The organism is Amycolatopsis sp. NBC_00438 (genome assembly GCF_036026695.1).
In the GTDB taxonomy this organism is placed as follows: Bacteria; Actinomycetota; Actinomycetes; order Mycobacteriales; family Pseudonocardiaceae; genus Amycolatopsis.
The window spans coordinates 6,907,678-6,923,886 of sequence record NZ_CP107923.1; the positions used below are offsets into that span (position 1 = coordinate 6,907,678).

General features: G+C 71.2%; 17 protein-coding genes. 7 read left to right on the top strand and 10 right to left on the bottom strand.

Annotated features, from left to right (window positions below; translation table 11 throughout):
* Positions 1–98: 98 nt before the first annotated feature.
* From OG494_RS30975 to OG494_RS30990, 4 genes are all read right to left on the bottom strand, one after another.
* The gene (locus OG494_RS30975; RefSeq protein WP_328444717.1) at positions 99–1,844 is read right to left on the bottom strand and encodes a hypothetical protein; all 1,746 of its coding nucleotides are present in this window, start codon (positions 1,842–1,844) and stop codon (positions 99–101) included.
* A 184-nt stretch (positions 1,845–2,028) separates the two neighbouring features.
* Positions 2,029–3,150, bottom strand: a complete 1,122-nt coding sequence (locus tag OG494_RS30980; RefSeq protein WP_328444719.1) for a bifunctional RNase H/acid phosphatase — start codon at positions 3,148–3,150, stop codon at positions 2,029–2,031.
* Positions 3,151–3,227: 77 nt separating this feature from the next.
* A complete protein-coding gene (locus OG494_RS30985) occupies positions 3,228–3,965 on the bottom strand; it encodes a zinc ribbon domain-containing protein (RefSeq protein WP_328444721.1) in 738 nt (245 codons plus the stop codon).
* A gap of 10 nt (positions 3,966–3,975) precedes the next feature.
* Positions 3,976–4,797 (bottom strand): Nif3-like dinuclear metal center hexameric protein, encoded by an 822-nt coding sequence (locus tag OG494_RS30990; RefSeq protein ID WP_328444723.1) that lies wholly within the window; start codon positions 4,795–4,797, stop codon positions 3,976–3,978.
* Positions 4,798–5,213: 416 nt separating this feature from the next.
* Here OG494_RS30990 and OG494_RS30995 point away from each other — a divergent pair, with 416 nt between their 5' ends.
* The 3 genes from OG494_RS30995 to OG494_RS31005 are packed head-to-tail and all read left to right on the top strand — an operon-like array spanning position 5,214 to position 7,255.
* Positions 5,214–5,675 carry a low molecular weight protein-tyrosine-phosphatase gene (locus OG494_RS30995; protein ID WP_328444725.1) on the top strand — a complete coding sequence of 154 codons (462 nt, stop codon included), beginning with the start codon at positions 5,214–5,216 and terminating at the stop codon, positions 5,673–5,675.
* Between the two features lie 60 nt (positions 5,676–5,735).
* Positions 5,736–6,581 carry an SURF1 family cytochrome oxidase biogenesis protein gene (locus OG494_RS31000; protein ID WP_328444727.1) on the top strand — a complete coding sequence of 282 codons (846 nt, stop codon included), beginning with the start codon at positions 5,736–5,738 and terminating at the stop codon, positions 6,579–6,581.
* Positions 6,582–6,631: 50 nt separating this feature from the next.
* Positions 6,632–7,255: an FMN-binding negative transcriptional regulator gene (locus OG494_RS31005; RefSeq protein WP_328444729.1), complete on the top strand. Its 624-nt coding sequence runs from the start codon at positions 6,632–6,634 to the stop codon at positions 7,253–7,255.
* Between the two features lies 1 nt (position 7,256).
* Here OG494_RS31005 and OG494_RS31010 read toward each other — a convergent pair whose 3' ends face one another.
* Complete coding sequence (locus tag OG494_RS31010; RefSeq protein ID WP_328444731.1) at positions 7,257–8,147, bottom strand: cobalamin biosynthesis protein CobD/CbiB; 891 nt, start codon at positions 8,145–8,147, stop codon at positions 7,257–7,259.
* A 398-nt stretch (positions 8,148–8,545) separates the two neighbouring features.
* Positions 8,546–9,238: a FadR/GntR family transcriptional regulator gene (locus tag OG494_RS31015; RefSeq protein WP_328444733.1), complete on the bottom strand. Its 693-nt coding sequence runs from the start codon at positions 9,236–9,238 to the stop codon at positions 8,546–8,548.
* Positions 9,239–9,341: 103 nt separating this feature from the next.
* Here OG494_RS31015 and OG494_RS31020 point away from each other — a divergent pair, with 103 nt between their 5' ends.
* The 4 genes from OG494_RS31020 to OG494_RS31035 all read left to right on the top strand — a co-directional run bounded on the left by OG494_RS31020 (position 9,342) and on the right by OG494_RS31035 (position 12,140).
* Positions 9,342–9,836, top strand: coding sequence for a gluconokinase (locus OG494_RS31020; RefSeq protein WP_328444735.1), 495 nt, complete (start codon positions 9,342–9,344; stop codon positions 9,834–9,836).
* On the top strand, positions 9,833–11,200 hold the full coding sequence (locus tag OG494_RS31025; RefSeq protein WP_328444737.1) for a GntT/GntP/DsdX family permease: 1,368 nt from the start codon (positions 9,833–9,835) through the stop codon (positions 11,198–11,200). The genes OG494_RS31020 and OG494_RS31025 overlap by 4 nt, the downstream gene beginning before the upstream one ends.
* 113 nt (positions 11,201–11,313) lie before the next feature.
* Complete coding sequence (locus tag OG494_RS31030; RefSeq protein WP_328444738.1) at positions 11,314–11,637, top strand: ArsR/SmtB family transcription factor; 324 nt, start codon at positions 11,314–11,316, stop codon at positions 11,635–11,637.
* Positions 11,634–12,140 carry an SRPBCC domain-containing protein gene (locus tag OG494_RS31035; RefSeq protein ID WP_328444739.1) on the top strand — a complete coding sequence of 169 codons (507 nt, stop codon included), beginning with the start codon at positions 11,634–11,636 and terminating at the stop codon, positions 12,138–12,140. Before OG494_RS31030 ends, OG494_RS31035 begins: the two co-directional genes overlap by 4 nt.
* Positions 12,141–12,191: 51 nt before the next feature.
* Here OG494_RS31035 and OG494_RS31040 read toward each other — a convergent pair whose 3' ends face one another.
* The 4 genes from OG494_RS31040 to OG494_RS31055 are packed head-to-tail and all read right to left on the bottom strand — an operon-like array spanning position 12,192 to position 16,193.
* Positions 12,192–13,160, bottom strand: a complete 969-nt coding sequence (locus OG494_RS31040; RefSeq protein ID WP_328444740.1) for an N-acetylglucosamine kinase — start codon at positions 13,158–13,160, stop codon at positions 12,192–12,194.
* A complete protein-coding gene (locus tag OG494_RS31045) occupies positions 13,157–14,422 on the bottom strand; it encodes a 6-phospho-beta-glucosidase (protein WP_328444742.1) in 1,266 nt (421 codons plus the stop codon). The genes OG494_RS31040 and OG494_RS31045 overlap by 4 nt, the downstream gene beginning before the upstream one ends.
* Positions 14,419–15,309 (bottom strand): carbohydrate ABC transporter permease, encoded by an 891-nt coding sequence (locus OG494_RS31050; protein ID WP_328444744.1) that lies wholly within the window; start codon positions 15,307–15,309, stop codon positions 14,419–14,421. Before OG494_RS31050 ends, OG494_RS31045 begins: the two co-directional genes overlap by 4 nt.
* Positions 15,306–16,193: a carbohydrate ABC transporter permease gene (locus tag OG494_RS31055; RefSeq protein WP_442874299.1), complete on the bottom strand. Its 888-nt coding sequence runs from the start codon at positions 16,191–16,193 to the stop codon at positions 15,306–15,308. Before OG494_RS31055 ends, OG494_RS31050 begins: the two co-directional genes overlap by 4 nt.
* Between the last annotated feature and the right edge of the window lie 16 nt (positions 16,194–16,209).

Genomic DNA, 16,209 nt, shown 5'->3' on the forward strand with positions numbered 1-16,209 from the left:
GGGCGTCGGCCGTCGTCGCACGGATCGAACGGCTGGACGACCTCGTCGCACCACCGGACCACGTTCGGCGGCGGATCTCCGCCTTCCGCGCCGGCTGATCAGTTGTTCGGGACCGTCAGGGTCTGGCCCGGCTTCATCGTCGCGCCGCAGTCGTCCAGCGGGCCGCCGAAGCGGTCCGCGGCCACGGCCGGGATCGTCACCTTCGCGTAGTCCTGGGCCGCCTTCAGCTTGGCCGGGTCGGTCACCGCGTCGCGGCGGACCCAGTCGCCGTTGCGCAGGCCCTCGATCGGCGACGCGTAGATCAGGACGTAGTCGCGGTCCAGGCGCGGGTCGAGCGCGATGCCGTTGCCCGCGGCCCACGGGCCCCACGAGTGGATGAACGTCGGCTTGACCGTGTCGAACACGTAGTTGCGCAGGCCCGCCAGGTCGTTGTCGTGGACCAGGTCGGCGATCGGCTTGTTGACCAGGCCGGCCATGTCCACCAGCTCGAGCCGGCTGGTCATCGACGAGCCGCCGAGGTCCGGCAGCAGCAGTGACGCCTTCTGCAGGCCCAGGATGTCCGCATACGTGTTGAAGCCGCGGCCGAAGCGGTCCGCGACCAGGCACGCGGTGATGTTCGGGTTCTTCGCGAACTTGTCCGCGGCCTGGGCGAACCCGACAGCCGACGGGACGAACGCGGCCACCAGGACCACGACGATCCCGATCCGCAGCAGCGCCCGGCGGTGCTTCAGCAGCTCACCGGCCGCGAGCGTGCCCGCGATGACCGCCAGCGGCCAGATCGGGCTGGCGAACCGGCTCTGGTACATCCAGTCGGCGACCATCACGCCGTACGCGACGATCCCGAGGCCCAGCGGCACCAGCAGCGCGATCAGCGAACGCCGCCACGGCGCCTTGACCAGTGCGAACACGATCACCAGTACGAGCAGGACCACGCCGGCCCAGCCCGCGTACTCGGCCAGTTCGAAGGGGCGCTTCAGCGCGTCGAACCCGGGCAGGCCCTGTTGTTTGGCGACCGACGGGTTGGCCAGCAGCCTGCCGAACTCGGAATACCGCCAGACGACGTACGCGCCGAACGGGACGGCGAACGCGGCCACCGACAGCAGCGCCAGCCGGAAGCTCTTCCAGAACAGGCCGTCGCGCAGCAGGAACAGCGCGGCCAGCGGGTACGCGCCCGCGTAGATCAGGCCTTCCGGCCGGGTCAGCGCGGCGAACGCGACCAGCACGCCGGCCCACAGCGCGACCTTCGGGGTCAGCAGCTTGTCGCGCTTCACCGAGACGAACAGCGTCACGGCCAGCGTGACGACGACGAACGCGAACAGCGAGTTCTCCAGGCCGGACACGACCCAGATGACGAACGACGGGATGGTCGCCAGCGTGAGGCCGGCGACCAGCGTGGCGAGCCACGCGAAGCGCGTGAAGATCTGCTTCGCGGCGATGTAGCAGGCGGTGAGGACGCCGCCGGTGAACAGCAGGCCCAGCAGCTTCGGGAACAGCACGTAGTCGGGCAGGCCGAAGAGCAGGCCGTGGTCGAAGAGGCCGACGAGCTTGCCGACGCCGAGCAGCACCATCCACGTCGGGTCGGAGAAGCCCTCGACCGGCGGCGCGCCCGGCTGCAGCACCGGGCCGAGGCCGTCGGCGAAGCTGCGGGCGTAGGAGAAGGTGATGGCGGCGTCGTCGACGATCCAGTGGCCGTAGCGGGCGGCGTGCACCGCGACGGCGGCGACCCCGGCGAGCACGGCCAGTACCGGCGCCAGGCGCGCGCCCCAGCCCCGTGTCGTGGTGGTCGCCACGGGGTCGTCGGGGACGTCGCTCTGGGAAGTCTCGGTGAGTGCGCTAGCCGTCATGTCCTCGTCACTGTTCCGCCCGCAGGCCTCTGCCGGTGGGTTACGCACGAGCCGGCGCCCCATGAATGGACCCGAGGCCGGGCCCACCGCCGCGGCGCCGCGGTCGAGCCACTGTAGCCAATACCCCATCGGGGGTCGGCCACGCGTCGCCGTTGAGCGTGATCCACCCCACAATCAGGCCCGGTCAGCTCAGGTGCGAGGTGTCGTTCACCAGCCGGACCGACGCGTTGCCGTCCGGGTAGAACTCGACGATCGACAGCGACGCCAGGTCCAGGTGCAGCCGGAACAGCAGCGACGGCCCGGCGTCCAGGCCCATCCGCAGCAGCGTCTTGATCGGCGTCACGTGGCTGACCAGCACCAGCGTCCGGCCGCCGTGCTCGGCGAGCAGCTCGTCGCGGGCCTTGCGGACGCGCTGGTGGACGACGTCGAAGCTCTCCCCGCCGGGCGGCGGGATCGAGCTGTCGCCCAGCCAGGAGCGGTGCAGCTCCGGATCACGGTCGGCGGACTCGGCGAACGTCAGCCCTTCCCACTCGCCGAAGTCGGTCTCGATGAGGCCGGGGTGGGTCTCGACGCGGCCGCCGAGCGCGTCGGCGACGGCCTGCGCGGTCTGCTTCGTGCGGGTGAGCGGCGAGGAGATGATCGGGACCGCTTCGCCATCGACGATCAGGCCGTCGGTCGCGGCCAGCCGCTTCGCCGCCGCGGCGGCCTGCGCGCGGCCCAGCTCGGTGAGCGGGACGTCGCCGCGGCCGGAGTAACGCCGCAACGCCGACATCTCCGTCTGGCCGTGGCGCAGCAGGAGCAGCCGGGTCGGGGTGCCGCGCGCGCCGGTCCAGGCCACCGCCGCGCGGTCCGGCTTCCGGGTCGGCAGCTTCGGCGTGGCCGGGGACGGCTTCCCGGCGGCCGGCTTGCCGGTGGCCGCGTCCATGGCTTCGTTGGCCAGCCGGTCCGCGTGGGAGTTCTCCGCGCGCGGGATCCACTGGTAGCCGACGCGGGAGAACCCCGCGGCCAGTTCCGTGGCCTGCGCGGCGAGCGGCTGCATGTCCGGGTGCTTGATCTTCCAGCGCCCGGACATCTGCTCCACCACGAGCTTCGAGTCCATCCGTACGTCCACAGTGGACGCTCCGAGCTCGGCCGCGGCGGCCAGCCCGGCGATCAGGCCGCGGTACTCGGCGACGTTGTTGGTGACGACGCCGAGGCCTTCCTTGCGCTCGGCCAGGACCTCGTCGGTCGCGGCGTCCTTGACCACCGCGCCGTACCCGGCGGGGCCCGGGTTGCCCCGGGATCCGCCGTCGGCCTCGATGACCACATGCTTCGGGGGGTCCGCGGGGGCGGAGCCCCCCGGGCGGGGTCCGGGGGGCGCACCCCCGGAATCACCGTGCTCGGTCACAGGCCGGACTCCACGGTCCGGACCAGGATCGCGCCGCAGTTCTCGCACTGCACGACGTCGTCCTCGGGGCCGCCCTTGATCTCGTTGACGGTGTTGCGGTCCAGCTCCAGCTGGCAGGCGCCGCACCGGCGGGCGCGCAGCAGCGCGGCGCCGATCCCCTTGTGCTCGCGGACGCGCTCGTACAGCTTCAGCAGCGGCTCCGGGAAGCGCGGCAGCAGTTTCGCGCGGTCCTCGTCGCGGCGGGCGCGGATGGTGTCGAGGTCCTTGAACGCCTCGTCGCGGCGGATGATCGCGGCGGCGACCTCGGTCTCGGCCTTGGCGACCTCGGCGCTGGTGCGCTGGGCGTCCAGGCCCAGTGCCTCGCGCTGCTCCATCAGCTCCAGGAGGTCGTCTTCCAGCGCGCTCTGCCGGCGCTGCAGGGTCTGCAGCTCGTGCTCGATGTCGGTCATCTGCTTGGAGTTCACGGAGCCGGACGCCAGGAGCTTGCGGTCGCGATCCTCGCGAGCGCGCACCGACTCGATCTCCTTCTCCTGCCGGGCGACCTCGCGGTCCAGGTCGGACGCGGCGGTCTCCACCGACACGAGCGCGTCCCGGCGGTCGCGGACGGTCGTCTCGCCGGCGTCGATTTCGGCCAGTTCGGGCAGGGTGCGGCGGCGGTGCGCGGTGCGCGAGAGCTCGGCGTCCACCTTGGCGAGCTCGAGCAGCTGGCGCTGCACGGCGGGTTCGGCCTTCACGGTGCTCCTCTTAATTCGATGTGCGCTCGGCGCGGACGTTCCACGGGTCGGTGCACCGCGTGGAGACGTGGCTGTCGACGTTACCCGCAAACGCCTTGGCCACGACCGCCGAGGCTTGCCTGCACCAGGGCCATTCGCTGGCCCAGTGGGTCAGCCCGACCAGCGCGGGCACCGGGCCCGGGTGCGCCAGGTGCTCACCCGCCGGGTGATGCCGCAGGTCGGCGGTGACGTAGGCGTCGACCCCGGCTTCGGTGGCCTGCTTCAGGTATGAGTCCCCGGCCCCGCCGGAGACGGCGACGGTGCGGATCAAGCGGTCCGCCTCGCCCGCGCCGAGCACCCCCGGGACGGTCGCGGGCAGGGCGTCCGCGACGCGCTGGACGAAGGCACCGAACGGTTCCGGCGCCGGCAGTTCGCCGATCCGGCCGATACCCGTGACACCGTCCGGCTTCGGGTCGAGGGGCCGGAGGACACGCAGGCCGATCGCCTCGGCGAGCGCGTCGGAGACGCCGGGATCGGCGGAGTCGGCGTTGGTGTGCGCGCAGTAGAGCGCGATCCCCGCGCGGATCATCCGGTGCACGAGCGCGCCCTTCGCCGTGTCGGCGGGAACGCCGTGCACCCCGCGCAGCAGCAGCGGGTGGTGCGCGACGATCAGCTGCGCGCCGAGTTCGGCGGCTTCGTCGAGGGTCTCGGCGCCGGGGTCGACGCAGAAGAGCACGCGCGTCACGGACTCGGCCGGGTCACCGCAGACGAGGCCGACGGCGTCCCACGACTCGGCGAGCGCCGGCGGGTACGCCTGCTCCAGCACGGTGATGACTTCGGAAAGGGCGGGCATCCGGCGATCTTCGCACGGGGCGTTTCGGGCCGTGAACCTTCGGTCCTGGCTCGGGACGGTGGTCCTCTCGGACTCCGCGTCCCTGCCGGCCACCAGTACGGCACATCGAGGCGGACAAGGTCGCCGGCGGGCGCGGTACGCCCACTGGGGACACGCACCCGGCGGCGATCCCGGCCGACGCGGAGTTAAGGGGCGCCCCGGCGGCGGGTCAACGCCGCCGCGAGCGCCGTGCGGGGGTCAGTTGCAGTTGCCGCAGCAGCCGCAGCCCTGGCCGGTGCACTTCGAGCAGCACCCGTGCATGATCGCTCTCCTTCCGGTTCGCGTCCTCGCGTGATCGACGCTAGGTGCCGGGAGCGGCCGGGTGGTACCGCCGAGCGGGCGGGTGACGGGTGAACCCGCTGGTTACGCTCGTGGACGTGACCCACATCGTCTTCGTCTGCTCCGGCAACATCTGCCGTTCCCCGATGGCCGAGCTGGTCTTCCAGGCCGCGCTGGGTGACGCCCGGCTCACCGACGTCGTCCGCGTCACCAGTGCCGGGACCGGCGGCTGGCACGAAGGGGAACCCGCCGACAAGCGGGCCCGGGCAACCCTCGAGGCCCACGGCTACCCGACCCGGCACGTCGCGTCCGAGGTGACCGAAGACGACCTCGAAGCCGACCTCCTGCTCGCCGCCGACCAGGGGCACGCCGAGTTCCTGCGGGCCCGCGTCGACGATCCGGCGAAGGTGCGGCTGCTGCGGTCGTTCGACCCGTCGGCCCCGGACGGCGCCGAGGTGCCGGACCCGTACTACGGCGGCGACGACGGTTTCGAGGACGTCCTCGGCATGATCGAACGCTCGGTGCCCGGTTTGCTGGATTGGGTGCGTTCGCACCCCTGACACGTCACATTCGGCGAGGTCGGCGGGCGGGGCGGACCCGGCACGGCCTACCGTGGAGGGGTGCGGTTGCGGTTCCTGCTCCGGCCCGGGTGGCTGGCTCTGACGGTGGTGGTGTTCGCCTTCGCCGTCTGTTGCTTCACGCTCTTGTCGCCGTGGCAGTTCGGCCGCAACACCGAGCGCGAGCAGCAGAACTCCTCGCTCGAGACGTCGTTCACCGCCGCGCCGGTGCCGCTCGATCAGCTGCTGGCGCCGGACGCCGTGCCCGATCAGCGCACCGAATGGCACCTCGTGTCGATCACCGGCCAGTACCTCCCCGACAAGGAGGTCGTCGCCCGGCTGCGGACCGTCCAGGGCGAGGGCGCGTTCGAGGTGCTGACGCCGCTGCGGACCACCGACGGCACGGTCGCGTTGATCGACCGCGGGTACGTCAAGCTCGACAGCAAGTCCGGCGCGCTGCCCTTCGCGCCGGCGCCGGGCGGGACCGTGCAGGTCACCGCGCGGGTGCGCGCCGACGAGACCGACCCGAAGAACCGCGACGCGTTCGCCGACGCGTCGACCGGCGGGCGGCTGCAGAGCTACGTCGTCGACTCGAAGGTCGTCGCGCGGGCGGGCAAGCTCGACATCCGGCCCGGCTACTTCCAGCTCGACGCCGGCCAGCCCGGCGTGCTGGGCGCGCTGCCGCTGCCGCAGACCGACTCGGGGCCGTTCTTCTCCTACGCGCTGCAGTGGATCGCGTTCGGCGCGATGGCGGTGCTCGGCTGGCTGTACTTCACCGTGCGCGAGCTGAAGCCGGGCGGGGCGCTGACCACGCCGAAGGAGCCGGGCGAGCGGACGCGACGGAAGTCCGTCTCGGAGATCCTGGCCGAGGACGAGGCCGAGTACGCCGAAAGTGGCCCTTCGAAGTAGGCCGGAAATGGACCTGTGGCGAGGCCACTTGTGGTCTTCATACTGGGTTCATGCTGATCCACCCCTGGGACGCCGCGAAGGACGACGCCGAGTGGCGGGACTGGCTGGCCGGCCACGACTTCGGCCAGCTGATCGCCGGTGGCACCGGCCGTGACCTGCCGATGGTCACGCCCGCGCACTTCGCCTACGACGGCGACCGCACGATCGTCACCCACCTGGCCCGGCCCAACCCGATCTGGCCGCTGCTGGAGGAGCACCCGCGCGCGCTGCTGACGGTGGTCGACGACTACACCTACATCCGCGCGGACTGGAACACGGCTGCCGGCGCCGATCCGGCTCGCGGCGTGCCGACGTCGTACTACGCGACGGTCCAGCTCGAGGGCGACGTCCGGTTGGTCGACGACCCGGCGACGAAGGCTTCCTTGCTGGACAAGCAACTCCGGCACTTCGAGACGGACGGCGCCCGCGCCCCGGTGAGCGCGACGGACGCGCCGGACCGGCGGCTGCTGCCGGGGATCCGCGGGATCGAGTTCACGATCACGGGCGTGCGCGCGAAGTTCAAGTTCGGCGGCAACCGGACGGAAGAGGACCGCGAGCGGATCGGCGCCCGGCTGGCCGAACGGGACGGACGGCTGGACGCGGCGGCGTTGACACAACTGCGCCGCCGCGGCTGACTCAGCGGTTGCGGCGCCAGAGGCCCGCGACCACCGCGAGCAGCACCGACGTCACGCCGGCCAGCCAGCCGACCACGCGGGACAGCTCCACCGCGCGGGTCACGTGACCGGCGTCCGGGTTGCGGCCGACGCCCAGCACCGGGCGCTCCTCGATGCCGTGCGGGTACACCGTCCGGCCGCCGACGCGGATCTCCAGCGCTCCCGCGAACGCCGCCTCCACGCGGCCCGCGTTGGGGCTGGGGTGCGCGATCGTGTCGCGGCGCCACGCGCGCCAAGCGCCGCCCGCCGAACCGCCGACCACCGGGGCCGCCAGCACGGTCAGGCCCGCCGCGACGCGGGTCGGGACCAGGTGGACGAGCTCGTCGAGGCGGTCGAGCGCCCAGTGCCCGGGGCGCCCGCCGCGCGTGCGGCGCAGCAGGCTGACCGCCCGCGCGCCGAGCAGGCCCGGGACGCCCGCCACCGCGCCCCACACCAGCGGCGCGACGACGGCGTCGGAAGTGTTCTCCGCCAACGTTTCCACCGACGCCCGCGACAGCGCGACCGGGCCCAGCCCGTCGGCGACGCGGGGGTCCAGTTCGGACAGTGTCGAGCGGGCCGGCTCGAACCGGCACTCCTCGAGGTCGCGCGCGAGCTCGGTGCCCTGCAGGGCCAGCCCGGCCGCGCCGAGCACCGCCCAGGTCGTGACGGCGGTCGCGGAGGCCTGCACCAGCGGACGGCCCCGGCCGGCGCGTTCGAGCACCAGGCCACCCAGCACGGCGGCCACGGCGACGGCGGCGCCCGGCGCGGGCCCGAAGCGGCGGAAAGCCGTCACCGGCGGACGCCGGCGCGGGTCGCCGAGGGCGCCGTCGGCCGCTACGCCCAACACCAGTCCGATCGCGCGCGCCGCGCTCACCTGTGCCCCCCGGCAGAAGAAAGTCCAGTTCGAGGAGAGGCTACTCGCCCCGCGAACACCCCTCCGCAGCCCCGGGACAACCGCCCGGCCCGCCGGCCCGCGGGCCTGGAGAGCCGCATGCCGGCGACGAGGTACGGCGTTCTCACGTGACCCGGGCAACTCGGCGACGAACTGCAGGCGTCGCCACCCGATCCGCCGCAAACCGGCGACGAAGTGCGGCCTCCTCGGGTGACCCACGCAACTCGGCGACGAACTGCGAGCGTCACCACCCGAACCCCCGCAAGCCAGCGACCAAGTGCGGCGTTCTCACGTGACCAGACAACTCGGCGAGGAACTGCAGGCGTCACCACCCGATCCCCCGCAAGCCGACAACCAGGTGCGTGGTCCTCGGCCGGGGTTCACTCCACCAGCGCGGCGATCTCGTCCCGCGCCTGGACCACGATGTCGCGCATCGCGCGCTCGGCCCGGTCCGCGTCGCCCGCCGCCACCGCGGCCGCCACCTCCAGGTGCAGGGCCACCGCCTCGGGCTGGGGCTCCGGGGGCATCAGGCCGTGCCCGGTCCGGCCGGTCAGCACCTCGGCGACGACCTCGGACAGCTGCGCGAACATCGGGTTCCCGGACGCGGTGAGCAGCAGGTCGTGGAACGCGATGTCGAACCCGAGGAACGCCGGGAGGTCGCGCGCCTTCGCCGTCCGCGCCAGCCGTTCGCCCAGCGCGCCGAGGCGGCCGCGCTCCTCCGGCGTCGCACGCAGGGCCGCATAACGCGCCGCGCACGGCTCGATCGCCGAACGCAGCTCGTTCAGCGTGGCCAGGGCGGCCGGCCGGGTCGGGCCGTCGAGCTGCCAGCGGATCAGCTTCGGGTCGTAGTGGTTCCACTCCCCCGGGTCCCGCACGATCACCCCGACGCGCCGCTTGCTGCTGGTCAGCCGCATCGTCTCGAGCACTCGGACGACTTCGCGCGCTACCGTCCGCGAAGCTCCGAAGCGCTCCTGCAGCTCTTCGGAGCGCAGCACCGTCCCCGGCGGCAGCGAACCGTTCGCGATCGCCGTGCCGAGCGCGTCCAGGACCTGGTCGTGCCTGTCATTCCCCACTCAGCCAACCTAGCGAACTGACTCGATTAAGTAGCACTTAATCTTGAATAAGTAGTACTTTTGAGCTTCACTCACCCGAGCACAACGAAGTGGGAGGTGCGGGATGACCGTCATCGTGGTGATGGGCGTGTCGGGCTCCGGGAAGACGACGACCGGCACGGCGCTCGCGGACGCGCTGGGCGTCGAATACGCCGAAGCCGACTCGTTCCACCCGCAGGCCAACATCGACAAGATGACCGCGGGACACCCGCTGACCGACGCGGATCGCGCCCCCTGGCTCGAGTCCATCGCCGGCTGGATCCGCGCGCACCAGGACACCGGTGGCGTCGTGACGTCGTCCGCGCTCAAGCGCCGGTACCGCGACGTCCTGCGCACGGGCGGCGACGTCTGGTTCGCCCACCTGCACGGCGACCGCGAGGTGCTCGCCGAGCGCATGAAGACCCGCAAGGGCCACTTCATGCCGGTGTCGCTGCTGGAATCGCAGCTCGCCGACCTCGAACCGCTCGAGCCGGACGAGCCCGGCGCGATCTTCGACATCCGCGACACCCCCGCCCACATCACCGAAGCCGCTCTGGCCGCCTTCCGGGAGCACGCATGACGTCCGTCCTCGCCGCCGCCTGGACCGGCCACGACACCCGGCTGATCGGCGCGACCGTCGTCGCCATCGCGGTGATCGTCGTGCTGATCACCAAGGTGAAGCTGCACCCGTTCCTGTCGCTGGTGCTCGGCTCGCTCGTGCTCGGCCTGGCCGCCGGCATGCCGGTCGACAAGCTGCTCAAGAGCTTCTCGAGCGGCGTCGGCAGCACGGTCGCCTCGGTCGGCATCCTCATCGCGCTCGGCGCGATGCTCGGCAAGCTGCTGGCCGACTCCGGCGGTGCCGACCAGATCGTCGACACCGTGCTCGGCAAGGCCCGCGGCGCCGCGCTCCCGTGGGCGATGGCGCTGGTCGCGGCCCTGATCGGGCTGCCGATGTTCTTCGAGATCGGCCTGGTCATGCTGATCCCGGTCGTGCTGCTGGCGGTGAAGCGCACCGGGAAACCGTTGATGCTGCTGGGGATTCCGGCCCTCGCCGGGCTTTCGGTGCTGCACGGCCTGGTCCCGCCGCACCCCGGCCCGCTCGCCGCGGCGGGCGCGCTCAACGCGAACGTCGGGATCACGCTGGCGTTCGGGTTGCTGGTCGGCATCCCGACGCTGGTCATCGCGGGCCCGCTGTTCGGCAAGCTCGCCGCCCGGATGGTGCCGGACGCCGTGGCGCCTTCGCGGCTGGTTCCGGAACGCGCGGACACGGACAAACCGCGTCCCAGCTTCGCCGCGACGCTCACGACGGTGCTGCTGCCGGTCGTGCTCATGCTCGCGAAGGCGTTGTCGGACATCTTGCTGGACAAGGAAAGCCAGGCCCGCCGGGTGCTGGACTTCATCGGCGACCCGTTGATCGCGCTGCTCGCGGCGGTCCTGGTGGGCATGGTGCTGCTCGGCCGCCCGGCCGGCCTCGACCGCGGCAAACTGTCCACTGTGGTCGGTGACGCCCTGGGCCCGATCGCCGGCATCATGCTGATCGTCGGCGCCGGCGGCGGCTTCAAGCAGACCCTGGTCGACGCGGGTGTCGGCGACGTCATCACGGGCCTGGCCAAGGACGCGAACCTCTCCCCTCTCCTGCTCGGCTGGCTGGTCGCGGTGGCGATCCGCCTGGCCACGGGCTCGGCCACGGTCGCGACGGTCTCGGCGGCGGGCATCGTCGCGCCCCTGGCGGCCACGATGGACCCGTCGCACAGCGCCCTGCTGGTGCTGGCGATCGGCGCCGGGTCGTTGTTCTTCTCGCACGTCAACGACGCGGGGTTCTGGCTGGTCAAGGAGTACTTCGGGCTCTCGGTCGGCGAGACCCTGAAGAGCTGGTCGGTGATGGAGACGCTGATCTCCGTGGTGGCGATCGCGCTGATCCTGCCGCTCTCGCTGCTGGTCTAGTCGAAAGCCGTGAAGGCCTCCTTACCGGCTCTTATGGCCGGTAAGGAGGCCTTCACGGCTTTCGGGCACCTCGACCGTTGACATGTGACCTTCTGGTCACCTATTCTTCCGGTGTGCCCGACGACGACCTGGTGTTCAAGGCGCTGGCGGATCCGACCCGCCGGTTCCTGCTCGACCTGCTCTTCGACCGCGACGGGCGCACGCTCACCGAACTCGAAACGCAAGTCGACATGAGCCGCTTCGGCGTCATGAAGCACCTGAAACTGCTCGAGGAGGCCGGACTGGTCGTCGCGCGGAAGGAAGGGCGCGAAAAGCTGCACTTCCTGAACCCCGTGCCGATCCGGCAGATCCACGACCGGTGGATCGACAAGTACACCGAGCGCCACGTGACCGCGCTGCTCGATCTCAAACACGAACTGGAAGGCGACGAGCCATGACGAACACCGTGCAGGTCAACCGGATCTACATCAAGGCCACCCCGGAGCGCATCTGGGAAGCCATCACCAAGCCCGATTGGACGCAGAAGTACGGCTACACCGGCCTCGTCGACTTCGACCTGAAGGCGGGCGGCAAGCACCGGACCCACCCGACGCAGGCCTTCATCGACGCGGGCTTCACCGGTGACCTGATCGACGGCGAGGTCCTCGAAGCCGATCCGCCGCGCAGACTCGTCATCACGTGGAAACTGCTGATGGACCCGACGATGGCGGACGAGCCCTACACGACCGTCACCTACGACATCGAGGCCACGCAGACCGCGGGTACCAGGCTCACCGTCACCCACGACGTCACCGGCGCGCCCGCCACCGGGGCGATGGTCGGCGGGGAGCACGAGGACGTCGACGCCGGACCCGGCCAAGCCGCGGGCGGGGGCTGGGCCTGGATCCTCTCCGACCTCAAGACCCTGCTGGAGACCGGCGACGTCATCGTGCCGGCCTGACGAGGGCCCGGCAGGCCGGCTCGCGCCGCTTCGAGCCGGCCCACCGGGGGTCTACGCGCGCTGGGTCGCGGCCTTCAGCGCGGCCTTGGCGGACGCCGGAGCGTCCAATGTGTCCAGCCCGAACAGGGCCGCCCCCACCACGGGGTTGACGTCCACGACCCGGACCACCGCGCGCGGCGCCACCTTCAGGCAGCGCCGTTCGATCTCCGCGATCACCGGCGCGCCGACGCCGGTCAGGACACCGCCGCCGAGGACGATCTCCGGCGCGGCCCCGGTGAGATCCAGCTTCCGGAGGATCACCGCGGCGAACACGCTGACCTCCTCGACGAACCGCGTCACGATGTCCGACGCCACCTCGTCGCCGGCCGCGGCCACCTCGAATAGCAGCGGGCAGAGCCCGTGGATCGAGGCGGCCGGGATTTCTTCGAAGTGCAGGCCCTGGACGACGTCCAGCAGTGTCGGCTTCCCGAAGAAGCCGGCCACCGCCGCCTGCAGCTCGGTCCGCGGGCCGCGGCCGTCCTCGGCGCGCACGGCCCACCACAGGGCCTCCTCGCCGAGCCGGTAGCCGCCGCCCCAGTCGCCGGAGATCTTGCCCAGCGCGGGAAAGCGGTGCACCCGCCCGTCCGGGCCGACGCCGGCGCCGTTGATCCCGGCGCCGCACACCACCGCCACGCCGACCCCCGCGCTGCCCGCCCGGAGCAGCGCGAGGGTGTCGTTGCCGACGGTCAGCGTGTCGCTCCACCCGCGGGCCGAGAGCGCCGCGTGCAGTGCCTCCTCCTCCCGCGGGAAGTCGAGCCCGGCCAGGTACGCCGAGGTGTGCACCGCGAACGGCTTCTCGCCGAAACCCGGGAAAGCCGCCAGCACCAGGTCTTCCAGCGCCGCGACGCAGGCCGCGACGCCGACGTTCTGCGGGGAGGCTCCGGGACCGCGCGACTTTCCCAGCACGACGCCGTCGCGGGACACCACGAGGACCTCGGTTTTGCTGTTGCCGCCGTCGATCGCGATGATCGCTGGCTTCATCCGCGCGCCCAGGGCAGGTACTCGCGGTTGATCTGCACCAGTGCATCGGCGAGCGTGTCGGCCTTCGTGTACTGCCCGACCAGCGGGTGCGCCAGCAGCGCGTCGGCGACGCGGTCGCGGCCGCCCTTCACCGCCGCCTCCAGCGCGAGGAACTCGTACGCCGTCGTCGCCGCGATGAGGCCGGAGAACCGCGGCTCCACCGGCAGCTGCGGGATCGGCGTGGCGCCGGACGAGTCCACAGTGGACCGCGCCTCGATGACGGCGTCGTCGGGCAGGAACGGGAACGTGCCGTCGTTGCGGACGTTCACCACGTGCTCTTCGGCCGGACCGCCCGCGGTCAGCGCGTGCACCAGCTGCACCGCGGCCTCGGAGTAGTACGCGCCGCCGCGCTTCTCCAGCGACTCCGGCTTCGTGTTCTCCTCCGGGTCGAGGTAGATCTTCAGCAGCTCCTCCTCGACGTCGCTGACGACGTCCGCCCGCGGCCGCTCGGTGCGCTGCTTGGTGACCTGCTCGTCGTGCGCGTAGAAGTACTTCAGGTAGTACGACGGCACGACGTTCATCCGCCGCAACCACTTCTGGGGCACACTGACCTCATCGGACAGGTAGTCCAGGTGCTGCTCCAGCAGCTCCGGCAGCCGGTCGACGCCGTCGACGAGCGCGCCGCGCTCCCAGCTCAGATGGTTCAGTCCGGTGTGGACGAGTTTGACGTCGTCCGCGCCGACGCCGAGCAGCTTCCCGAACTGCCGCTGCAGGTTGATCGCGACGTTGCACAGCCCGACCGCGCGGTGGCCCTCGTTGAGCAGGGCGCGCGTGACGATGCCGACCGGGTTGGTGAAGTTGACGATCCACGTGTCGTCGCCGGCGATCTTGCGGACACGCTCGGCGATGTCGAGCACCACCGGCACCGTGCGCAGCGCCTTCGCGAGCCCGCCCGCCCCGGTCGTCTCCTGCCCGACGCAGCCGCAGGCGTGCGGGAACGTCTCGTCGGAGCGCCGTGCCCGCTGCCCGCCGACGCGGAGCTGGATCAGGACGGCCGACGCGCCGTCGACGCCCTCCTCCAGCGACTGCGTGGTCCGGACCCGCGCGGGGTGGCCGGCGTGCGAGAGCAGCCGCTGGCTGAACCCGCCGACGGCCTCGACGCGGTAGGCGTCCGGGTCGACCAGCACGATCTCGTCGACGTCCAAAGTGGACCGGCGACCGGCGATCCCGTCGATCAGCTCCGGCGTGTAGGTGGACCCGCCACCGACGACTGCCAGCTTCATCCCTTGACTCCCGTGAATGTGATGCCCTTGACGAACGACTTCTGCGCAAATATGAACAGCACAATCACCGGCGCCATGATCAGCGCGGTCGCCGCCATCGTCATGTTCCACTCGACGTGGTGCATGCCGCGGAAGGACGCGATCGCCAGCGACAGTGGCCAGTGGTCCTGGTCCTCGCCCGTGTAGAGCAGCGGTCCGAAGTAGTCGTTCCAGGTGAACAGGAAGCAGAACATCGCGGTGGCCGCGATTCCGGGCTTCGCCATCGGGATCAATACCCGGTACATCGCCTGGAACTCGTTGCAGCCGTCGATCTTCGCCGCTTCGAGGTAGTCCTTCGGAATGGTGAGGAAGAACTGCCGGAGCAGGAAGATCGAGAACGCGTCGAAGAAGAAGTACGGCGTGATCAGCGGCACGAGCGTGCCGGTGAGACCGAGCCGCACCCACAGGTCGTACAACGGGACGACGGTCACCTGCGGCGGCAGCATCATCGCGGCCACCGTGAGCATGAAGAACAGGTTCTGCCCGCGCCACCGCAGTTTCGCCAGCGCGTAGGCCGCCGGGATCGCCGAGAGCAGCGCGCCGATCGTCGCCAGCCCCGAGTACAGCAGGCTGTTGCCGAAGTACTCCAGCAGCGGCGCCTTCTTGAACACCGTCACGAAGTTCTCGAAGTGCCACACGCTCGGCCACAGGCTCGCCGTCATGGCCTGGTCGTCCGCCATCACCGCGGTGAGGAAGACGAACAGCAGCGGCAGCATGAAGATCACGCCGAGCGCGATCCCGGTCGCGTGCAACGCGATCCACGACAGCCGCTTGTCCCAGTGCCGCTTGAACCGCACCCGCGGCGGCACCCCCGCCGGCTTCTGCGGCGCTTCCGCCAACGCGGTCATGCGCCCTCCTCCTGGTGCTGGGACTTACGCAGTTGCCGCACGAGAATCCACGTGAAGCCCGCCGAGACGATGAACAGCAGCACCGCCATCGCCGCCGCGTAACCCATGTTGAAGTAGCGGAAACCCTGGACGTACAACCAGATCGGGTACGTCAGCGTCGAGTTCTCGGGCGCGCCGATGAGCTTCGAGTTGCCGGCGACGTCGGCTGTGCCCGCCGAGGCGGACGCCGCGACGATCGCCTGCGTGAAGAACTGCAGCGCGTAGATGATCGAGTTGACCACGCCGAACAGCAGCACCGGCGAGATCGACGGCAGCGTGACGTGCCAGAACTTGCGGACCGAGCCGGCGCCGTCGAGCTCGGCGGCCTCGTACTGCTCGGTCGGGACGTCGAGCAGCGCGGCCAGGATGATGATCATCAGCTCGCCGGAGCCCCACAGCGCGAGCAGCGTCAGCGCGGGCTTCGACATGGCCGGGCTGTTGAACCACAGGCCGCCGTCGATGCCGATGAGCCGCAGGAACCGGTTCACCGGGCCGAATTCCGGGTTGAACACGAAGACGAACGCCAGCGTCGCCGCCGCGGGCGGGGCCAGCGTCGGCAGGTAGCAGAGGGTCCGCACCAGGCCGACGCCCGACTTCAGCCGGGAGATCACCGACGCGATGCCGAGGGAGAACAGCACCCGGCACGTCGTCAGGATGACCACCAGCCACAGTGTGTTGTACGCCGCGACGCCGACGAGCGGCTCGGTCGTGAACATCCGGACGTAGTTGCCGAACCCGATGAACTGCGGCGGGTTGATCAGGTCGTACTTGGTGAAGGAGTAGTAGACCGTGGCGATCAGCGGGTAACCGAAGAAGACCAGGAACCCGATGAGCGCCGGGGCCATGAAGAACAGTGCGGTC